Source organism: Sinorhizobium mexicanum (genome assembly GCF_013488225.1).
GTDB lineage: Bacteria > Pseudomonadota > Alphaproteobacteria > Rhizobiales > Rhizobiaceae > Sinorhizobium > Sinorhizobium mexicanum.
Genome location: NZ_CP041240.1, coordinates 334,780 through 351,868, shown reverse-complemented (window position 1 = coordinate 351,868; position 17,089 = coordinate 334,780). Strand labels below are relative to the sequence as shown.

The following is a 17,089-nucleotide window of genomic DNA, read 5'->3' as shown; positions in this document are numbered from 1 at the left end:
GCGCGCCTCAAGCACACGAGGGGAGGCGGGGCAAGTTTGGCCTGACGATCGACGTCACCAGCAGGCTTAGAACTTCTTTATCTCGATTTGATGCCGGCGTAGAGCATAACCGACCTGACGCGGGGTGAGGCCAAGGACGCGAGCCGCCTTGGCCTGAACCCAGCCGGACTTCTCCATCGCGTCGATCAGCCGTTCGCGCTCGGTCAGACGTGCACCCATTGCGGGGCAAGCAGGATCGTTCGGGTCACAGGCGTTAGAGGACGCCTCGCTCTCTGAGCCGCAGACACGCCTGACTGTGAGCGGCGATCCAGCCGGCATTCCCCTGGCGAGGTCATCGGTGGCATTGCCGCCGTTTGAACCGTCGGCTCCCTTCCACAGTAGCGAAGAGAGGCACTGGCTGTTCTGGCAGGCGAAATCCGACTGAACGATCGTCTTGGATTGTGCGAGTGTTGCCGTTCTTCGCACGCAGTTTTCAAGCTCACGGACGTTCCCGGGGAATCGGCATCGCGAGACCAGGTCAATCGCCGACGGCGCGAAGGCGAGTTCGCGGCCGTTCTCCTTGTTGAATCGTTTGAGGAAAGCCTTTGCAAGGCGCGAAATATCGCCGGGTCGCTCTCTGAGCGGCGGCAAGACAATTGGCACCACATTGATGCGGTAATAAAGATCAGCCCTGAACTCTCCATTGGCGACGGCTGTCTCGAGGTCCCTGTTGGTGGCGCATATGAGCCGCACGTCGACCCTTAGCGTTCTGGTGCCGCCAACCCGCTCCAGTTCACCTTCCTGCAAGACGCGCAACAGCTTGGCCTGAAATGCAGGCGAGATCTCGCCGATCTCATCAAGCAATAGGGTTCCGCCATTTGCCAGTTCGAAACGGCCCGCGCGTTGCGAGATAGCCCCCGTGAAGGCGCCCTTTTCATGCCCAAACAGCTCTGATTCCAGAACGCCTTCAGGCAGTGCGGCGCAGTTCAGTCTTACGAAAGGTTTCTTCTTCCGAGGTGAAAGCTCATGGATGGCCTGTGCGAAGAATTCCTTGCCGGTGCCGCTTTCGCCCCGCAGAAGTACGGTGGTATTCGTCGGCGCCACGGCCGAGACGGTTGCGAGCACCTGCTTGACAGCGGGACTCTCCCCGACGATCCAGTCGATTTTGGCAGGCAGACGCCCGCCGGTGTCGTTCCTCTCGTCGTCTGGGGATTTGTCGTGTCTGCGTTGCTCCTCCATAAGCTGCTGACCGTCCATGCCAAAAGTGCGATGGAGCCAGATTGTCTGGCCGACAAGGTTGGCGACCATTGTGAGAAAGCGTACGTCTTCGTCATAGGGCAAGCTAGTGGCGTCGCCCCTGGCGCGGACGACCGATAGCGTTCCAAGGATCCTGCGCTCGGCCCTTACCGGGACCCCAATAAAGCGACCAGAGATGGTGCCGCCGTTCGAAGCCGTCTGAAGTTGCGCCCGGAAGAGCTCCGATTTGCTAGCATCCTGTATGACGACCGGCGCCCCCGTAGCCACGATCTCGTCTATCGCGGCCTGCGGTATAACTCGGCCACGGCCGGATTGAGGTGAGGGCGTGACGCCGGCAGTCGCGACAATTTCTGGCTCGTTTTCTTCGTCCAGGACGACGATTGCTCCGTGACGCAGTTCGAGCATCGAGGAGAGGATGTTCACGACATTGGTGAGCGTGATCTCCAGCCGGGTGGGGGCGGTGAGGACTTTCGATATCTGGTAAATTCCGCTGACGGAGATATCCGTCTTGGTTTTAATGGATGAATCAGACCGCCTTCCTTCGTCGAACCGATCGTGCAGCATGTGAACTCCTCAGGGGTTGTCAGGTGCTCCTCCAAGCGCCTTTTTTCTTCTGAACTCTGGAAGCATATGATTCCAAAGCCCTATTGTGCACATTTTCGACAACCTGAAAAATCCAATGCTGCTTGCGACACTCGCGGGAGGGCCTGCGAGCTAGTCATCCGAACTTGAAGAGGACACCGAAGCCGCCTCGCGGGTAATTCCACTCGATCTCACCACTTGCCTCGCAAAGGACTCGGCATGTGCCGCACTCCATGCACCCGTCGGCGGTGATCTCCACTTGGCCGTTGTCATTCAACTCATAGCATTTGGCCGGGCAGACGCTTGTGAGGGCGTACAGCTTCGCGCTCGGCGACTGGTGTGGTCGTACTTTAATGTGCGGGCGTCCTGAATCGACCACATAGCGATTTTGGTAAAGCTTTTCCTCTACGCGCAAGTTGGTGACTGCGATCGTCATCTCATCTCTCCTTCAGCGCCAGGCGAATGCCAAGCGGACTGCGTCACTAACGAGCCCCCAGCGCGAGCGCTCCTTGACGAAGGCCGCCGTAGTCGCCCGTTCCTTGTCGAGCTTCGGGGTGCTGTCGACACGCATGAAGTTCTGTGCAGCCTGCGACAGCAATTGCGGATATGTCGTGAAGAAATTGCGGGAGTTGGTGTGGAGCAGGGCGGGCATGTCCTTGTATTTCCGCAAATCTTTTATGACGAACGACTTGTCCAGCTTCGACTTGTAGAGGGCGAGGTTCTCCTTGACCATTGGATCCCCGCGTTTCTTGACCTGCAAGATGGCCTCACCGGCGAGGCGCCCGGACGTCATGGCGAGGTTGGATCCCTCCCGGTGCACGGCGTTGTTGAGCTGCGCGGCGTCGCCTGCGACGACCCAGCCATTGCCGAAGAGTTGCGGGATTGCCTTGTAACCACCTTCCGGAATGAGATGAGCGGCATATTCCTTGACCTCCGAGTCTGCGATCAGCGGCCGGACCGACGGATGGTTCTTGAAGTTTTCGAGCAGGTCGTAAGGGCTCTCCATTGTCGCGGCGAAATCCGAGACGAGACAGCCGATGCCGATCGAGATCGACTCTTTGTTGGTGTAGAGGAAGGCGAGCCCGGCCATGCTACGGGAGATCGTACCGGCGGCCTCGATCACACAGCCTTCGTTGGCCTTGAGGCCGAACCGCTGGTCGATCACCTCTTCGGGCAGGAAATGCATTTCCTTGACTGCGAGCGCCACGGTTTCGGGTTTCGGCGTCTCACGCAAGCCAGCCCGCGTGCCGAGCAGCCCATTGACCCCTTCTGCGAGAACGACCACGTCCGCCAGGATCACGTCGCCGATGCGGTCGGTGTGAACGCCGATCACGTTTCCATCTGCATCGCGGGCGAGTTCGGTCACCGTCGTTTCGCACAGAACCGTGGCTCCCGCCTCGCGCACCTTGCGCGAAAACCACTTGTCGAACTGGGCGCGAATGACCGTATAGCGGTTTGGCCTCGACTCATTGAAGTCATCCGAGCGGTATTGCATCCCGACGTGGGATGTGTCGTCCATCATCCAGAAGCGCTGCTCGACCAGATGCCGCTCGAGAGGCGCATCGTCCCGAAAGTCCGGGATGATTTTCTCCAGCATATTTGAGTACATGATGGCGCCCTGGACATTCTTGGAGCCCGGATACTCGCCGCGCTCCAGCTGCAGCACCTTCAAACCGCGGCTCGCCATGGTGTAAGCGGCTGCGTTGCCGGCCATACCTGCCCCGATAACTATGGCGTCGAACTTTTCTTCTGTCATGGTCATGCCCCTCAGTTCGCAAGCTTATCGCGACTGTGCGGCGACAGCCTATGGGTGAAGACTTCCGTCAAAGACGGCAGGAAGCGGATCGCATCGGTCACCACGCCGAGGTGAGCGAAATCGAAAATCGGCGCGTTTCGGTCGGTGTTGATCGCCACTATGAGATCAGCTCCCCCGACGCCAACCCGGTGCTGGATGGCGCCCGAGATCCCGGCCGCGATGTAGAGCTTCGGCCGGATGGTCTTGCCGGTTTGGCCGATCTGCCGATCAGCCGGCATCCAGCCCTTCTGGACCAGCGGGCGCGAACAGCCATACTCGGCCCCAATCGCCCGCGCGAGATTCTTTACAAGCTTCAGGTTCTCCGCCGCGCCGAGACCAAGGCCTCCGGCAACCACGACGTCGGCATAGGCGAGATTGGCGTTCGACGACTGGCCATCGGACAGGAAGCCGAGGGCCTTGGTAACGATCTCTTCCTCTACCATCGGGACCTCATGCTGAATGACACGCCCGATCGGCTTGTTCACGCGCTGCGGCATGGCCATGACCCTCGGCCGCACTGTTGCCATCTGCGGACGGCAGTTGAGGGTGTAGATTGTGCATAGCAGAGAGCCGCCGAAGGTCGGCCGGGTCGCGGCGAGCGAGCCGTCCGCATCCACATCAAGCTCGGTGCAGTCGGCCGTCAGCCCCGTCAACAACGTCGTTGCAACGGAACCGGCAAGATCGCGGCCGAGCGTGGTCGCACCGAGAAGCAGAATCTCCGGTTTGTATGTCGTGACCAGGTCCGTGATTGCTTTGGTGAAAGGCTCGTTGCGGTAGTCTTCGAGGAGCGGCGCCTCGACCAGGTAGGCAAGATCGGCGCCGTAAGCAAAGGCCTCGGCAACGGCATAAAGGGTGGCCTCTCCCGCCGGTCCGAGAACGACGCCGGCAAGCTCGACCCCCAGCTTGTCAGCAAGCTTGCGGCCTTCGCCGAGCAGCTCGAAGGAGACGGGATGGACCTGGCCCCGCTCCAGCTCGATGAAGACCCAAACGTGCCGGTAGTCCTTGAAATGCTCGGGCAGTTCCTTCTTCATGCCGGCACGGCCAGCGGCTGGAGGAGGGGTGCCTTGCTTCGTGTTCAACATCGTTGCTCCTTGCCTTCACGCGTCGCCATCGAAGGCGAGTTCGTCTTCCAGCGCCGGCTGGCGCGAGAAGATCCCGGCGATCAACGCATCGGCAAGATCGCGCGGCGTCTTTTCGGTGGTGTCGATTTGCTCCGCCTTTTCGGCCCGCGCAGCAGGGGCAAAGACGCGCTTGACGACGGTTGGAGATCCGCGCAGGCCGCATTTGGTGAGGTCCTCAATACCTGCGTCGGCCGCGCTCCACTTCACGATCCGGCTGCGAGCGGCGCGTAGCGCGTCGTCGAGCGAGCCGCGGCGGATCTCATTGGTGCCTTCCAGCATTGTGATGAGGCAAGGGAGCTTGCTCATCAGCGTTTGCGTGCCGCCTTCCGAGCGGCGCTCTACTGTGATCTCGCGCGTGTTTAGATCAATGGAGGCGATCTTCGCGACGTAGGTGAGCTGCATGAGGTCGAGGCGCTTGGCGATGCCGGGACCGACTTGAGCGGTGTCGCCGTCGATCGTCTGCTTGCCGGTGAAGACGATATCAGGCGTACCGAAGGTCTCGCCGATCTTCGCGATAGCTTGAGAAAGAGCGAATGAGGTCGCCAGAGTGTCGGAGCCGGCGAAATATCGGTCGGTCAAAAGTACCGCGCGGTCGGCGCCGTAAGTGAGCGCCTTGCGCAAAGCGTCCTCTGCCATGGGCGGCCCCATGGTGAGCACGGTGACCTCGCCGCCATGGGCGTCGCGCAGTTTGAGTGCCTCCTCCAGGGCGAACAGGTCATAGGGATTGATAATGGTTGGCACACCCTGACGCATGATTGTGTTCGTCACCGGATGGACTCGTATCTGTGCGGAGTCCGGCACCTGCTTGATACAGATTACGATGTGCATGGCGGGTTCTTGCTCCCTCCTGTTTGGATGGCGGGCTTGGCACGTCATTTCCTTGCAAGCATCATTTGTGCCAAACGCTCCGCGCCTCCCCTATCCTTTTGAAAAGCGGGGACGTTCCAGTTCAGAGGGTGCGGCGTCTCAGCCGAAGTTGTCGGGTTCGCGACATCGACGTGTCGCAACCGCGACGGGCTCATTTCTTCTCGATCGGCTTCAGAACGGAGTCGAATGGCACGAAGGTGCGGCCCGGTGGAGCGGGATTGTCCGGGTCGTGGTCCTTGAGCACCTTGAAGACCCGGTGCGCGAGCGGGGAGGCAGTCGCGAAATCCTCGTAGGCCCGTTCCAGCATGGCGCGGGCCCGAGCCGCGATCACCTGGTCGGGCAGACCGGAGAAATCTTCTTCTCCGAGATATTGGCCCACACGCTTCATGATATGGAGACGTGACACGTTGAGCACTTTCGGGTCATAGGAGACGCCAAGCACTGCGAAGAACTCCTCTGCAGCCGACAGACCCTTTAGCCGCGCGAGGATATCTTTGACATCAATATGATGACTCTCATCAAAACACCTGCTCATTCCCATTCTCCCAACCGGTGGTCTCAAGTGTTCCCGCATCTGAGGCTCCAGCCGTAAAGTGCGCGCTTCGAGGGAGGTGATGCGGTTGGCTGGCGAGCGATCACGTCGGCAGCCGGGATGCCCACTGCAGCGAGAGATCCGGCAAGGCCCAACTTTTCTGCCTTAGCGAAGGCGACACCAGGTGCGTGCTCGCCATCGCAGGGTCGAAAGAGTGAAGGCTTCATGAGCGGCGGCCGCATCTTCTACTCTCCCTTATCCGGATTGTGGTCTTCGGCACGTGCTTTAGGGCGGGGAGTGTCACGCATCTCCTCCACGATTCCGGGCATGACTTCGAGCACCCGGTCGACATCCTCCTCGCCATTGTCGCGTGAGAAGGAGAACCGCACTGTCCCTTGTGCCGCAGTTTGAGGAATACTCATCGCTCGCAGGACATGGCTCGATTCCAGCGAGCCGGAGCTGCAGGCCGAGCCGGAGGAGCATGCGATGCCATGGTGATTGAGCAGACGCAGCATGCCACCGCCTTCGGCATGTTCAAAGGCGATGTTCGCGGTGTTCGGTAACCGCTCCAGCGGATCGCCGGTAACGAAGGTGTCTGGAACACGCTGGAGAACGCCCTTCTCCAGACGGTCTCGGAGCGCTTTTACCCGTGTGTTCTCGTCGTCCATGAATTTTGTGGCAAGTTCGGCCGCTTTGCCGAGTCCGACTATGCCGGGCGTATTCTCGGTACCCGCGCGCCTGCCGCGCTCCTGATGCCCCCCCTTGATCAGCGAGCGGAAGCGTACGCCGCGTTTTACATAGAGCGCGCCGATCCCTTTTGGACCGTGCAGCTTATGGCTGGAGAGCGAAAGCATGTCGATTGCAGTCGATTTAAGATCTATTGGAATCTTCCCGACCGCCTGGACCGCGTCTGTATGAAAAAGGGCACCGACCAGCTTGGCCTGCGCGGCGAGCTGAACCACGGGAAAGATTGTACCGGTCTCATTATTCGCCCACATGAGCGAAACGATTGCTACATGCGCGGTGAGGGCGGCCTTGTAGGCATCGAGGTCGAGACGACCGTGTTGATCCACCGGAATGCGGTGCACCTTGACGCCGCGGCTCATCTCAAGGTGCGCGCAGAGTGTCAGCACGGCCGGATGCTCGACTGCGGAAGTCACGATCTCTCTGCGCTCAGGCATCACCTCGAGCGCCGAAAGGATCGCCGTAGTGTCGCTTTCCGTCCCGCCCGAGGTGAACGCGATCTCATAATCGAACTCCGCGCCGATCAGCGCTTGCAACTGCTGGCGCGCCTTTCTCACCGCCACGCCGACGGAGGAGCCGAAAGCGTGCGTCGAAGAAGGATTTCCGAATTGATCCGTGAAGAATGGCAGCATGGCTTCAACCACTTCAGGATCGACCCGTGTCGTTGCGTTGTTGTCGAGATAGATAGATCTCATGGTTGCATTCTCGGCGGGCGGAGCCTGACGTGAACATTCGTGTGCTCGGCCGCCCTGGTTGCGCCTGCGGTCGATGATGAGAGAGGCCTGCAGACACGGGATCGAGGCGCGCGGCGGGGTGAGGGAGCTTGATCGTGGCCGACGTTGACAAGGTTGCAGCCCACGCAGCCCTCAGGTGAACGCATGCTCTTGACAGCGTTCCGACAAGTCGAACTTGCCGTATCGACGGCGGTCTTTGTTTTGCGTACGGGCCTCCTCTCACGTCGTGGCGCCTTTCGTGAACATTGCTGCATGGCCGCCGACAGGCATTTCCTCCACTGCTTTGGAGCAGGCGCCCCGGCGGCCAACAGGCTTCGTGTCGCAAATAGCCTGCTCGCTGGCAGTGAGCCGGTTGATACGGATGCCCTTCTGATCACGCCTTCATCGACACCAAAGCCTTTGCAGACGAGGGCGCTTGGCTCGTGCTCCCAGGAGCATCCCCTGCCGCGGAAATCGGCGCTCCTGGTAAAATTCACAGCCGAACGGTGCGTTCTGTCCGGCGGCTGGCCGTCGATGAACCCCGCTTTCACCCGATGGATGAGGCGGTGGGCTCCGTCGGTAGTCGTTCCGATGATGAGTTCGGCAATCCCTGACGAAGAGGGGATCGCAGAGCTGCAGCGCAAAGACTGGGATTTCGCGGCAGTGACGGCTTCGGCAACAGGATCGACTCTGGTCATCAGTTCAATCGTTTGGCTGCAGGAGATGGCGCCGACCGCAGGGGCCTTGAGAACGCCGGCATTCATAGCGTTTAAAAAGAATTCCCCGACCATTTCCCAGTAGTCCCACATAGGTTCGCTCACTATGTCAGGTGATCAGCCGAAGGACTTGCCGCAGGAGCACTTCTGTCGCGCGTTTGGATTGTCGAAGACAAACCCGGAGGATTCGACCCCGGTGACGAAGTCGACGGTCATACCGGCTATTTGGGGTTGCGAACCTGCGTCCACGAACACCGTAACCCCATCTGTCTCGATGACCACGTCGCCCTCACGCGCCAAGCTTTCCATTCCCATCATGTATTTGAAGCCCGCGCAGCCGCCTGCCTGGACCATGATGCGAAAACCTTCCGCCGGCTCGGGGGCTCGCGAAAGCGCAGCTTTCATGCCTGCGACGGCATTCTCAGTGAGCGTGATCATGCGATGGTTTCTCCTCATTCCGAAGGGCTTTAGCGGGGTAGCCGAGCAACCACCGTGCCAAGGAGAAAAACATGTATAAACAACATCATGCTCTAACGCGCTTGTGTCCCGTGTCCGACATCGTCGAACATGGGACAATAGGGGGGTGCGGAGGCCGGCCAATTCGCTTTGAAGCCCGTACCGTCGTGTGGTTTGCCTAAACATCCTGGTCCTCGCCTCGCCCTGGCGTTGCGCAGCGCTGTCAGGTCATCATTGGTCGGACGCTGAAGGTTGCTGACCGACCTCGTGACAATGTTGTCACGCGAGCGCTTGCGACAGGCTGACGTGCGAATACCTTTGTCGATCCACCCGGCGTGAGATCATGATCGCCTTTCAGCGAGATCGCCTGAAATGCTGCTGTGCGTGCGCCGCGCTCGCTTGCATGCTCGGATATGGTTTTTGTTTCCCGCCTGCTGCTCTCCCAGCGCCGGCGGAACGGCGGCATGCAGGGGCAAGAGTCTGCTGTGGACATTTCCTTTGGCGCCAGCCAACATTTCATTGTCTTGTTGAGGCGGGCGGAAGAACGCCTCGGTCTACGGGTGCGGGTCACTCCCGTCCATGTCGGTGCGGACATGCGCGAAGGGGCCGTCAGGTGCGGCGGGTGTTTGACAATTAACGTAGACCTTGTGTGCCGTAAGGTTCGGCCTTGCGCGTCGACCTCCTCACTCGGCCGAGTCCAGCGTCTCGAAGTGAAACGGGCCGCGTACGCCGGTAGAAAAACGCTCAGCCGCATTGAGAGCTATCGCTAACCTTTCGCGAGGCGGAGAGTGGGAGCGGGCAAAAAGCGCGCCCAGTGCTATTTCTTGTCCGCATCCACAGGCGTCAAAGCCATCGACGGCTTCGCCAACCTGATAGTCCCAACCGATTTTGAAGAGCCGTCCGGCATAGCCGACGAGGAACGTGCCACCACGCTCGGCTTCGTAGTGCCGCTGTGCGTAGCCGCCATCTCGCAGGCATTGGCGGAGCCCGTTCACAAAGTCGGTCACCATAAAGGCGTAGACATCAGTATCGGCATGCCTTTTTGGCAGCTCGAAGGAATGCGCCAACAGCTGGCCCATCCTGAACGAGGTCGTAAAACCGAAGATGAAGTCCTGCTTGCGGAAGATCTTCCGATCGGCCCGGATGGTAATGGAATGGCCGGCCACACCAGCGCTGTCGCCGCCAATGTGAACTGACCCGTTGTCGATTAAACCGACAATGCACGTCATCCGCTGTGCTCCTCATATGGGCTATTCCAGCCTTCTAGACGTTGATTGTCGCGGCGATCAGCTCGACTGAAGCCACAGCGCTTGCGTCTGCCTTGAGTGTCAGTTGCAAGGAATATACCAAGCAGCGCCCAGGTTTCCGCGATCGAAAGCGCGCTCGGGAAGCCCCGTCCGTGTTCGGATGCCGACAGTCCTCTTCTAGACGTTCGTATTCGGTGCAAGAGGACGCGGCGCTGTCGACTTTTGTCGATTCCGAGACATCGTATTCGATCCATTTTCTGCTGCATGCTCATTTAAGTTGTTGAATACATCTCGGAAAATCAGTTCCGAGAGCTTTGCCGCGCAGCTGGCACGAGATTTGAAGGTCCCCTGTGACAAGGCGGCGGGAGCTGCCGACCGATATGACATCGGTCGATGGGAATGGAAGGACAAGCACCATGTCAGATCCGCGGCAGATCCGCATTTTATGGGGACCGGGCGTCACTCGTGGAGTACGCTTGTCCTATCTGCCCCGCCGCGCACGACACTCACAATCGCCCGGCGCCAGCCGATGGCCGCGGATGGATGTGGAGATGGATTTCGACGATTATGTACTTGCCTGTGTCCTTTCGCGTGCGCTCGAGGAAGTCGATGCCGGCGAGGCGACGGCGACGGAGGCAACCGGTCTTTCACGCGCCGAGCTACAGGATATCCTGACCCGTAATTTCCCCTCCAGTTTCATCCACTCATTCTCATTGGGAGACGTGAGCGATCCCGAGATTGGTATGGAGGAAGACCTTCTGCGCGGACTGCTGCTAACCCATGCCCGGCCGGGCGATTCCACGAGCGCCCGCTTCGCCAAGATCATCGCCCGGCGTGCCTTGCGCAATGATCATCTGTGGCAGGACCTCGGCCTCTTCGACCGATCCGAGCTCAGCCGCTTGCTTGCCACGCACTTCCCGAACCTGGCGGCCGGCAACACCGGAAACATGAAATGGAAGAAGTATCTCTACTACAAGCTTTGCGAGGCTGAGGGTTTTGCGCTTTGTGCGGCGCCCAGTTGCCGGGAATGCCACGAGTTCAGGAGTTGTTTTGGCCCGGAGGAAGGCGAAAGCCGTCTTGCACCGGTCAAGAACGGGACCGATTTGGACTAGAGCCGCGTTCGCCGGCGGTCGGAGGCCGCCAGGGCTTGATCGCCATTAGAGTCCCAGCCGCTTTTCCCGGCGGCGTTGCACGGAGGTGGGTATGTTCATCGCTTCTCGATATTTTGTGACGGTCCGGCGCGCGATGTCGATACCGGTTTTCCTGAGGCGGGCCGCGATCTCCTCGTCTGAAAATACATGATCGAGCGTTTCTGCGGTGATCATTGCCTTGATGCTATGGCGGACAGCTTCGGCGGAGTGTGCCTCGCCGCCTTGGGAGGAGGCGATTGCGACTGTGAAAAAATACTTTAGTTCGAAGACGCCGCGCGGAGTGAGCATGTACTTGTTCGATGTCACCCGACTTACAGTCGACTCGTGCATGTCAATCGCGTCAGCGACGGTCTTAAGATTGAGAGGCCGAAGATGGGCAATGCCATGTTCCAAAAACACATCCTGCTGGCGGACGATTTCAGTTGCTACCTTGAGAATGGTCTTGGCGCGCTGATCGAGGCTGCGAACCAGCCAGCTTGCGTTTTGGAAGCACTCGTTGAGGAATGCCTGATCTTCTGAATTGTGTGCCGTCAGCCGAGAGACTTCGGCAAAATAGGTCTGGTTGATCAGCACTTTGGGCAGCATGTCCGGATTAAGCTCGATTTGCCATCCACCTCCGGGCGACGGCAGGACCCAGACGTCGGGTATGATATAGTCCGGACCTCCGGATTGGTATCGGTTGCCAGGCTTGGGATCGAGGGTACGGATTTCATGCAACATGTCGAGAATGTCGTCCTCGTCGACACGACATTGCCGCTTCAGCGCCTGAAAATCGCGTTGAGCCAGCATCTCAAGATTGGCAACCAACGCCGCCATCGCGGGATCGAAACGGTCTCGCTGGCGCAGTTGTATCTCGAGGCATTCGCTGAGAGTTCGTGCGAATATTCCCGGTGGATCAAAGAGCTGCAAGGTTCCGAGAACCCGCTCTACATCAGCCTCTCCGACATTCAGCCTGCGGGCCAGCTCCAAAAGGTCTACATGAATATACCCAGTGTCTTCCAGATGATCGGTAAGCTGGCTAGCGATCATCCGCTCCTGCGGGGTGAATGCGGTAAGGGCCACCTGACGAGCGACATGGTCGTGCAATGTTTCCGTTGAGGCGGCAAACTCTTCGAGGGCAGGCCTATCCCCCGCGGCAACATTGGCTGTGTCGCGGATTGATTTCCATTGCCTGAGCAGTTCCGAGGTCTCCGCCCTCATCGGCCCATCACCATCGTTTTCGCGCGCGCCGATGTTCGGGTCTCCCCCCGAAACCGGCGATAGATCGCCAGACGTCGCACTGTCGTCTGACGCCAACTCGAGGAACGGGTTCTTCTCTATTTCCTGCTCGACGAACTGATGCAGTTCGGCATGCGCCAGTTGCAACAAACGTATCGACGCGATGAGTTGCGGCGTCATTACCAGCGATTGCTGCTGGCGTTGAAGAAGGCTTACAACGGACTCCATGTAGAGCGAAACTCCTGTCGAGCGACGCACTGCGCGGTGCGTAATGGTAGCTGCGATATGGTGGCTCCTTTAGGTCATGCGGCGGCCGGGGCCTTTAGCCTCTCAAGAATGTTCTGCGGAGAAGAGACGCCATAGGGATCGGTTTCGCAGTTGTCGGAGAAACCTTCCTCCTCGAACCACTGCTCGATGACGCCGTCATTGATTACGGCAGCGTAGCGCCAGGAGCGCATTCCGAATCCGAGATTGTCCTTGGCGACTAGCATGCCCATCTTGCGTGTGAATTCTCCCGAGCCGTCGGGAATGAGCTTTACCTTTTTCAGCCCCTGGGCCCTGCTCCAGGCGTTCATCACGAATGCATCGTTGACGGAGAGACAGTAGATTTCATCAATGCGCTCCTTCTGGAACTCGGTGTAAAGATCCTCGAAATCGGGCAGTTGATAAGTGGAGCAGGTCGGGGTGAAGGCGCCTGGCAGCGAGAACAGGATAACGCGCTTGCCCTTGAAATAGTCGTCGGATGTCTTGTCTTCCCACCGGTATGGGTTTGGCCCTGCGATAGAATCATCGCGAACACGCGTGCGAAAGGTGACGAAGGGAACCTTCTTTTTCACAGTCATCAATATTGCTCCTCTAGTAGAAAAACGGACGCATGGCTCTCCATTGCGCCTGATGCGTGCAGACCCTCGACCGACATGCATGTCCTGCAAGTGCCATGCCATTTTATTGAAAGCAGCAAGCACACTGCTCTTGTCCGGAGCAGCCTCGCGTTGACCTACGACTTCACGGAGTTCCCGGGAGACTGGTCAACGGCTCGTCATCGAGAAAAGCCTCCGTCGGAAGCCGAGCTGCTGCACCAACGAGCGTACCGCCGCCAAGCACTGCACCTGGGGGAAGTCTTTGTCCGCGCGGTGTTCGGGCGTGTGCAGTTACGGTGATCTGCGGAGACACTCTTCTCGCGGCACTGACGTTGCGCGCTTGTGTGGCTACACTTGAGCATATCTCGATTAGGATCGGTGCCACTACCCAGCGGTTCAGCAAGCCGCCTATCGGTCCATTCGCGGTGAGAACCGAATCCCGCTCGATTCGCGGTGTTTTGATGCTTGAGAACTCCCTGTGTGTGCTCTATCGGCAAACCTTTTTGTGCCTAAAGCTGGACAAGAATGTCGGAAACCCGACCAAGGGCGCCAGGTCCGCGCCGACGCTACGGACAGGTAGTGCAGCGCAAGCGGCGCGCAAATACGGCATGCAACTTGCTTCAATGAGTTAGTCATGGCGGACGGCAAGGGCAAATCTGCGAATGGTTCGCAGAGCGGTGCGCGATGGCACAGCGAAGAACGCTTCACCGCATTCCGCTTGGAGCGCGCGCGCGAGCAAGCACCCATCGGTGAAGATGTTCTAGCCAGCATCTTAGCCTGATCTGGAGCCTTCCAATCGGCGTTCTCATGTTTGGGTGAAGCGAACGGCGCTAATGATGTCTGGTTGTATCCTACTGGCTCGGCGCGTCACTTTCATTCAAGCGTTCTCCCTCGTCTGATACCGCGACAGCTTTGAATGAGAACAAATAGATGCGCTCAAAATGCAACCAGTACTAAACAGGAGGTAACGACCATGAATGCTTTCGAAGCCGCCACTCGCAAGGTCTTTGATGCACATCACCGGCTGCAGGATTGTGACGAGCACATCTTCCACCGACTAACGACATTGATCACCGAAGAATACTTTGGGCTTCCAGCAGGCGCGTTTCGGGATATGTCAATCCTCGACGCCGGCTGTGGTTCGAACGCGAACGCCTCGTATGCGTTTCTGTCGCACGGAGCAAAACGAGTCACGTCGCTTGAGCTTGGGGAGGAATGGCTTCCATGCGCGACAGCTAGATTGGTAAAGTTTGGAGATCGATCCAGACTAGTCGGCGGTAGCGTGCTGGACTTGCCCTTCGAGACAGGAACTTTTGACCTGGTACACTGTGCGGGCGTTCTCCACCATACCGAAGACCCGCGACGCGGGTTCGCCGAACTGGCTCGCGTCACTAAGCCCGGCGGGTGCTTATTCCTGACTATTATGGCGACCGGTAGCGGTGCGCTGTATCAATGCATAAACCGGCTGCGGGAAGTTTACGCACAGAATCAAGAGTTTCGCAGCATTATTGATGACATGTCCATCGAGTCGGTCGAAGCAGGGTTGGATTGGCTTTTCAGCGTCAAGAACGCCACAGAGGCGGAACTCATCCCAGGTGAAGAAAGTTTCATTCGAAGCCTCTTCGATAAAGACCTGCTTTTAACAATAAAGGATCGGCTACAGGCGCCAACTTACCACAGCTTTGACTTCACGGAGACACAAGTCCAGGAGTGGTTCCTGACCGAGGGGTTCGTCGAACCTCGCCGGATTTCGCGCTACACAAAGGGCTTCGAGAACCTGCGGCGGTTTTTTGCCCCGATGTATCTCCAGTATGAGCATCCTGTCGCGAGATTCTGGTTTGGTGACGGTTATGTGCAAATGATCGCGCGACGGAGCGTCGGAGCCCCGTCCCCACGCTAAGCATTCTTCAACGTACAAAGCCGCGGGAGACTACCATTTGTGGAATTTTTGGAATCGTCGGCGCAACCGGACAAGAGAACTACGATCAGCGCTCGGTCTTGGGGTGTATTCGCAGGCTCTCACATCGCGGTCCGGATGCGCTCAACGTGCAAATAGGTCGTGGCTTCGCATTTGCGCACGCTCGTCTTTCGATCATCGATCTCGGACCTCAATCCGATCAACCGTTCAGCGACGAGGCAACTGGTGTGACGGTTACCTACAACGGCGAGATCTTTAATTATCGGGAACTGCGCAAGCAACTATGTCAGCTGGGTCATCGGTTTCGGACCAAATCCGACACGGAGGTTTTGGTTAGGGCCTACATCGAGTGGGAGCTCAATGGTCTGAATCGTTTAGACGGGATGTTCGCCTTTGGTTTGTATGACCCGAGGAACCGGATGACGATTCTCGTTCGTGATCGCGTCGGCATTAAGCCACTTTATTTTGCGGATCTTTCAGACGGCGTCGCCTTTGCCTCTCAGCCATCCGCGCTGTTGCAATGGCCGAGTTGTCCGAGGCGCCCGGATCCTATTGGCGTGTCGAGCTTTCTTTCGTGCCGAGCAGCCCTCGGACAGAAGACGCTATTCAGCGGCATAAAGAAGCTCGAACCTGGATGCCTAGCCGTCATCAGTGGTGGCCGCGTGACCGTGCGACGATGGTGGACATGGGACCGCAACCCTGCGCCAGTTGACTCACGTGAGCTGACGTCACTTATTAGCTCGGCAGTTGAGCGGCAGCTAGTGGCCGACGCCCCAGTTGCGATGCTTCTATCGGGCGGGCTGGATTCGAGCATTCTAGCCTATGAGGTCGCGAAGCAGGCTTCCCCTGGCGTGGTCTGCTTCACGGGATCGGTGCGCGGCAGGGACTACGATGAGGCTCCATACGCCTCGCTGGTTGCCGAGACATTCCGTTTGCCGCATCGAATTGTCGCTATTCCTCCCGATCCCTCGGTCGATCTCGTCAAAAAAATTGTGATGCTGCGTTCGCATCCGATGGGAATGCACAACGAAGTCGCCATGTATCACCTGGCGCGATCGGTCGCCGAGGATCACAAGGTCGTTCTGACTGGCGAGGGAGCCGATGAACTCTTCGCTGGTTACGGAAAGATTTTCAGGCTCCCATTTGATCACCAGAGAAGCCAGATCATTCGCCATCTACCGCCTCGTCTCCAGCGTTTCATACGCGGTTCGCTGGGGCTGCCGCAACGTGGGGTCTCGGCGCTTGACCTGTTCCTCGAGCGATACTCCTATTTTCCGCTTCCGCTCAAAGAACAGCTGGCGACGGCCCAATGGTTGGGCGACTTGGATGGTGATGCAGCACTTAGGGAGCATTTCGGTTTACTGTGGCACGAGTGCGGCGGGACCGTTTTCGACCGAGTTTCGCATTTTTTTGTCCGATCGCACCTGCCGGCGCTGCTCGAAATGGTAGACAACACGACAATGGCGGTCGGGCTTGAGGCTCGAGTACCGTTTGTGGACCACGCGCTAACGTCCGTTGCTCTGAACATGCCGGCAAGAGCGAGATTGAAGTGGAATAGCACGGCAGCTTTTCTTTCCGCGGCAGTCCAGCCTATCTCTCTGTTCTCTGAACGAGCCGATACGTCGAAAGTCGCGCTTCGTGAAGCGTACGGACATGTTCTTCCGGCAGCTATTTTGAAACGCAGGAAGCTAGGGTTTCCAGTACCGTTGGGTCAATGGGCAGCCGGTACGGCCTCGGCTCCCTTTCGGCGCCTGCTGCTAGACAGCAATTCCGCCATTGTCTCGTATCTTGACGGGTCCCGGTTGAGATCATGGCTGGGCGCCAACCGGCCGATCTCGGATGATTTTGGGAAGCAGGTTTGGATGCTGTGCAACCTGGAAATATTCCTTAGGGAGCACTTCGCGTAGGTGCGTTCCGCCAAAGAAATTCTATT

General features: G+C 58.5%; 16 protein-coding genes. 4 read left to right on the top strand and 12 right to left on the bottom strand.

The genetic code is table 11. The features are described 5' to 3' along the window. Positions 1-66: 66 nt before the first annotated feature. From nifA to FKV68_RS23690, 10 genes are all read right to left on the bottom strand, one after another. Entirely contained in the window at positions 67-1,800 is a 1,734-nt protein-coding gene (gene nifA, locus FKV68_RS23735; RefSeq protein WP_180942054.1) for a nif-specific transcriptional activator NifA, read from the bottom strand. 154 nt (positions 1,801-1,954) lie between these two features. Then, the gene (locus tag FKV68_RS23730; RefSeq protein WP_180942053.1) at positions 1,955-2,254 is read right to left on the bottom strand and encodes a ferredoxin family protein; all 300 of its coding nucleotides are present in this window, start codon (positions 2,252-2,254) and stop codon (positions 1,955-1,957) included. Positions 2,255-2,266: 12 nt separating this feature from the next. Then, positions 2,267-3,574, bottom strand: coding sequence for an FAD-dependent oxidoreductase (locus FKV68_RS23725; protein ID WP_180942052.1), 1,308 nt, complete (start codon positions 3,572-3,574; stop codon positions 2,267-2,269). Positions 3,575-3,585: 11 nt separating this feature from the next. After that, the gene (locus FKV68_RS23720; protein ID WP_180942051.1) at positions 3,586-4,695 is read right to left on the bottom strand and encodes an electron transfer flavoprotein subunit alpha/FixB family protein; all 1,110 of its coding nucleotides are present in this window, start codon (positions 4,693-4,695) and stop codon (positions 3,586-3,588) included. Positions 4,696-4,710: 15 nt separating this feature from the next. After that, on the bottom strand, positions 4,711-5,562 hold the full coding sequence (locus FKV68_RS23715) for an electron transfer flavoprotein subunit beta/FixA family protein (protein WP_180942050.1): 852 nt from the start codon (positions 5,560-5,562) through the stop codon (positions 4,711-4,713). Positions 5,563-5,752: 190 nt separating this feature from the next. Further along, positions 5,753-6,136, bottom strand: coding sequence for a nitrogenase stabilizing/protective protein NifW (gene nifW, locus FKV68_RS23710; RefSeq protein ID WP_180942049.1), 384 nt, complete (start codon positions 6,134-6,136; stop codon positions 5,753-5,755). A gap of 242 nt (positions 6,137-6,378) precedes the next feature. Next, entirely contained in the window at positions 6,379-7,572 is a 1,194-nt protein-coding gene (gene nifS / locus FKV68_RS23705) for a cysteine desulfurase NifS (protein ID WP_180942048.1), read from the bottom strand. Beyond that, entirely contained in the window at positions 7,569-8,381 is an 813-nt protein-coding gene (locus tag FKV68_RS33855; RefSeq protein ID WP_425347609.1) for an iron-sulfur cluster assembly scaffold protein, read from the bottom strand. Before FKV68_RS33855 ends, nifS begins: the two co-directional genes overlap by 4 nt. Before the next feature lie 42 nt (positions 8,382-8,423). Further along, positions 8,424-8,744 carry an iron-sulfur cluster assembly accessory protein gene (locus FKV68_RS23695; RefSeq protein ID WP_180942046.1) on the bottom strand — a complete coding sequence of 107 codons (321 nt, stop codon included), beginning with the start codon at positions 8,742-8,744 and terminating at the stop codon, positions 8,424-8,426. A gap of 701 nt (positions 8,745-9,445) precedes the next feature. After that, entirely contained in the window at positions 9,446-9,991 is a 546-nt protein-coding gene (locus FKV68_RS23690; protein ID WP_180942045.1) for a hypothetical protein, read from the bottom strand. Positions 9,992-10,425: 434 nt separating this feature from the next. Here FKV68_RS23690 and FKV68_RS23685 point away from each other — a divergent pair, with 434 nt between their 5' ends. Then, a complete protein-coding gene (locus FKV68_RS23685; protein WP_180942044.1) occupies positions 10,426-11,121 on the top strand; it encodes a nitrogen fixation protein NifQ in 696 nt (231 codons plus the stop codon). A 45-nt stretch (positions 11,122-11,166) separates the two neighbouring features. Here the strand turns inward: FKV68_RS23685 and rpoN are convergent, their stop codons facing one another. Both rpoN and FKV68_RS23675 read right to left on the bottom strand, forming a co-directional pair. After that, positions 11,167-12,606, bottom strand: a complete 1,440-nt coding sequence (rpoN, locus tag FKV68_RS23680; protein WP_180942043.1) for an RNA polymerase factor sigma-54 — start codon at positions 12,604-12,606, stop codon at positions 11,167-11,169. A 74-nt stretch (positions 12,607-12,680) separates the two neighbouring features. Continuing rightward, positions 12,681-13,220, bottom strand: a complete 540-nt coding sequence (locus FKV68_RS23675; RefSeq protein WP_180942042.1) for a peroxiredoxin — start codon at positions 13,218-13,220, stop codon at positions 12,681-12,683. A gap of 652 nt (positions 13,221-13,872) precedes the next feature. Between FKV68_RS23675 and FKV68_RS23670 the strand changes: the two genes are divergently transcribed. The 3 genes from FKV68_RS23670 to asnB all read left to right on the top strand — a co-directional run bounded on the left by FKV68_RS23670 (position 13,873) and on the right by asnB (position 17,063). After that, on the top strand, positions 13,873-14,019 hold the full coding sequence (locus tag FKV68_RS23670; RefSeq protein ID WP_180942041.1) for a hypothetical protein: 147 nt from the start codon (positions 13,873-13,875) through the stop codon (positions 14,017-14,019). A gap of 192 nt (positions 14,020-14,211) precedes the next feature. Further along, positions 14,212-15,138 (top strand): class I SAM-dependent methyltransferase, encoded by a 927-nt coding sequence (locus FKV68_RS23665; protein ID WP_180942040.1) that lies wholly within the window; start codon positions 14,212-14,214, stop codon positions 15,136-15,138. Positions 15,139-15,140: 2 nt separating this feature from the next. Further along, positions 15,141-17,063, top strand: coding sequence for an asparagine synthase (glutamine-hydrolyzing) (gene asnB / locus FKV68_RS23660; RefSeq protein ID WP_342454817.1), 1,923 nt, complete (start codon positions 15,141-15,143; stop codon positions 17,061-17,063). Positions 17,064-17,089: the final 26 nt, after the last annotated feature.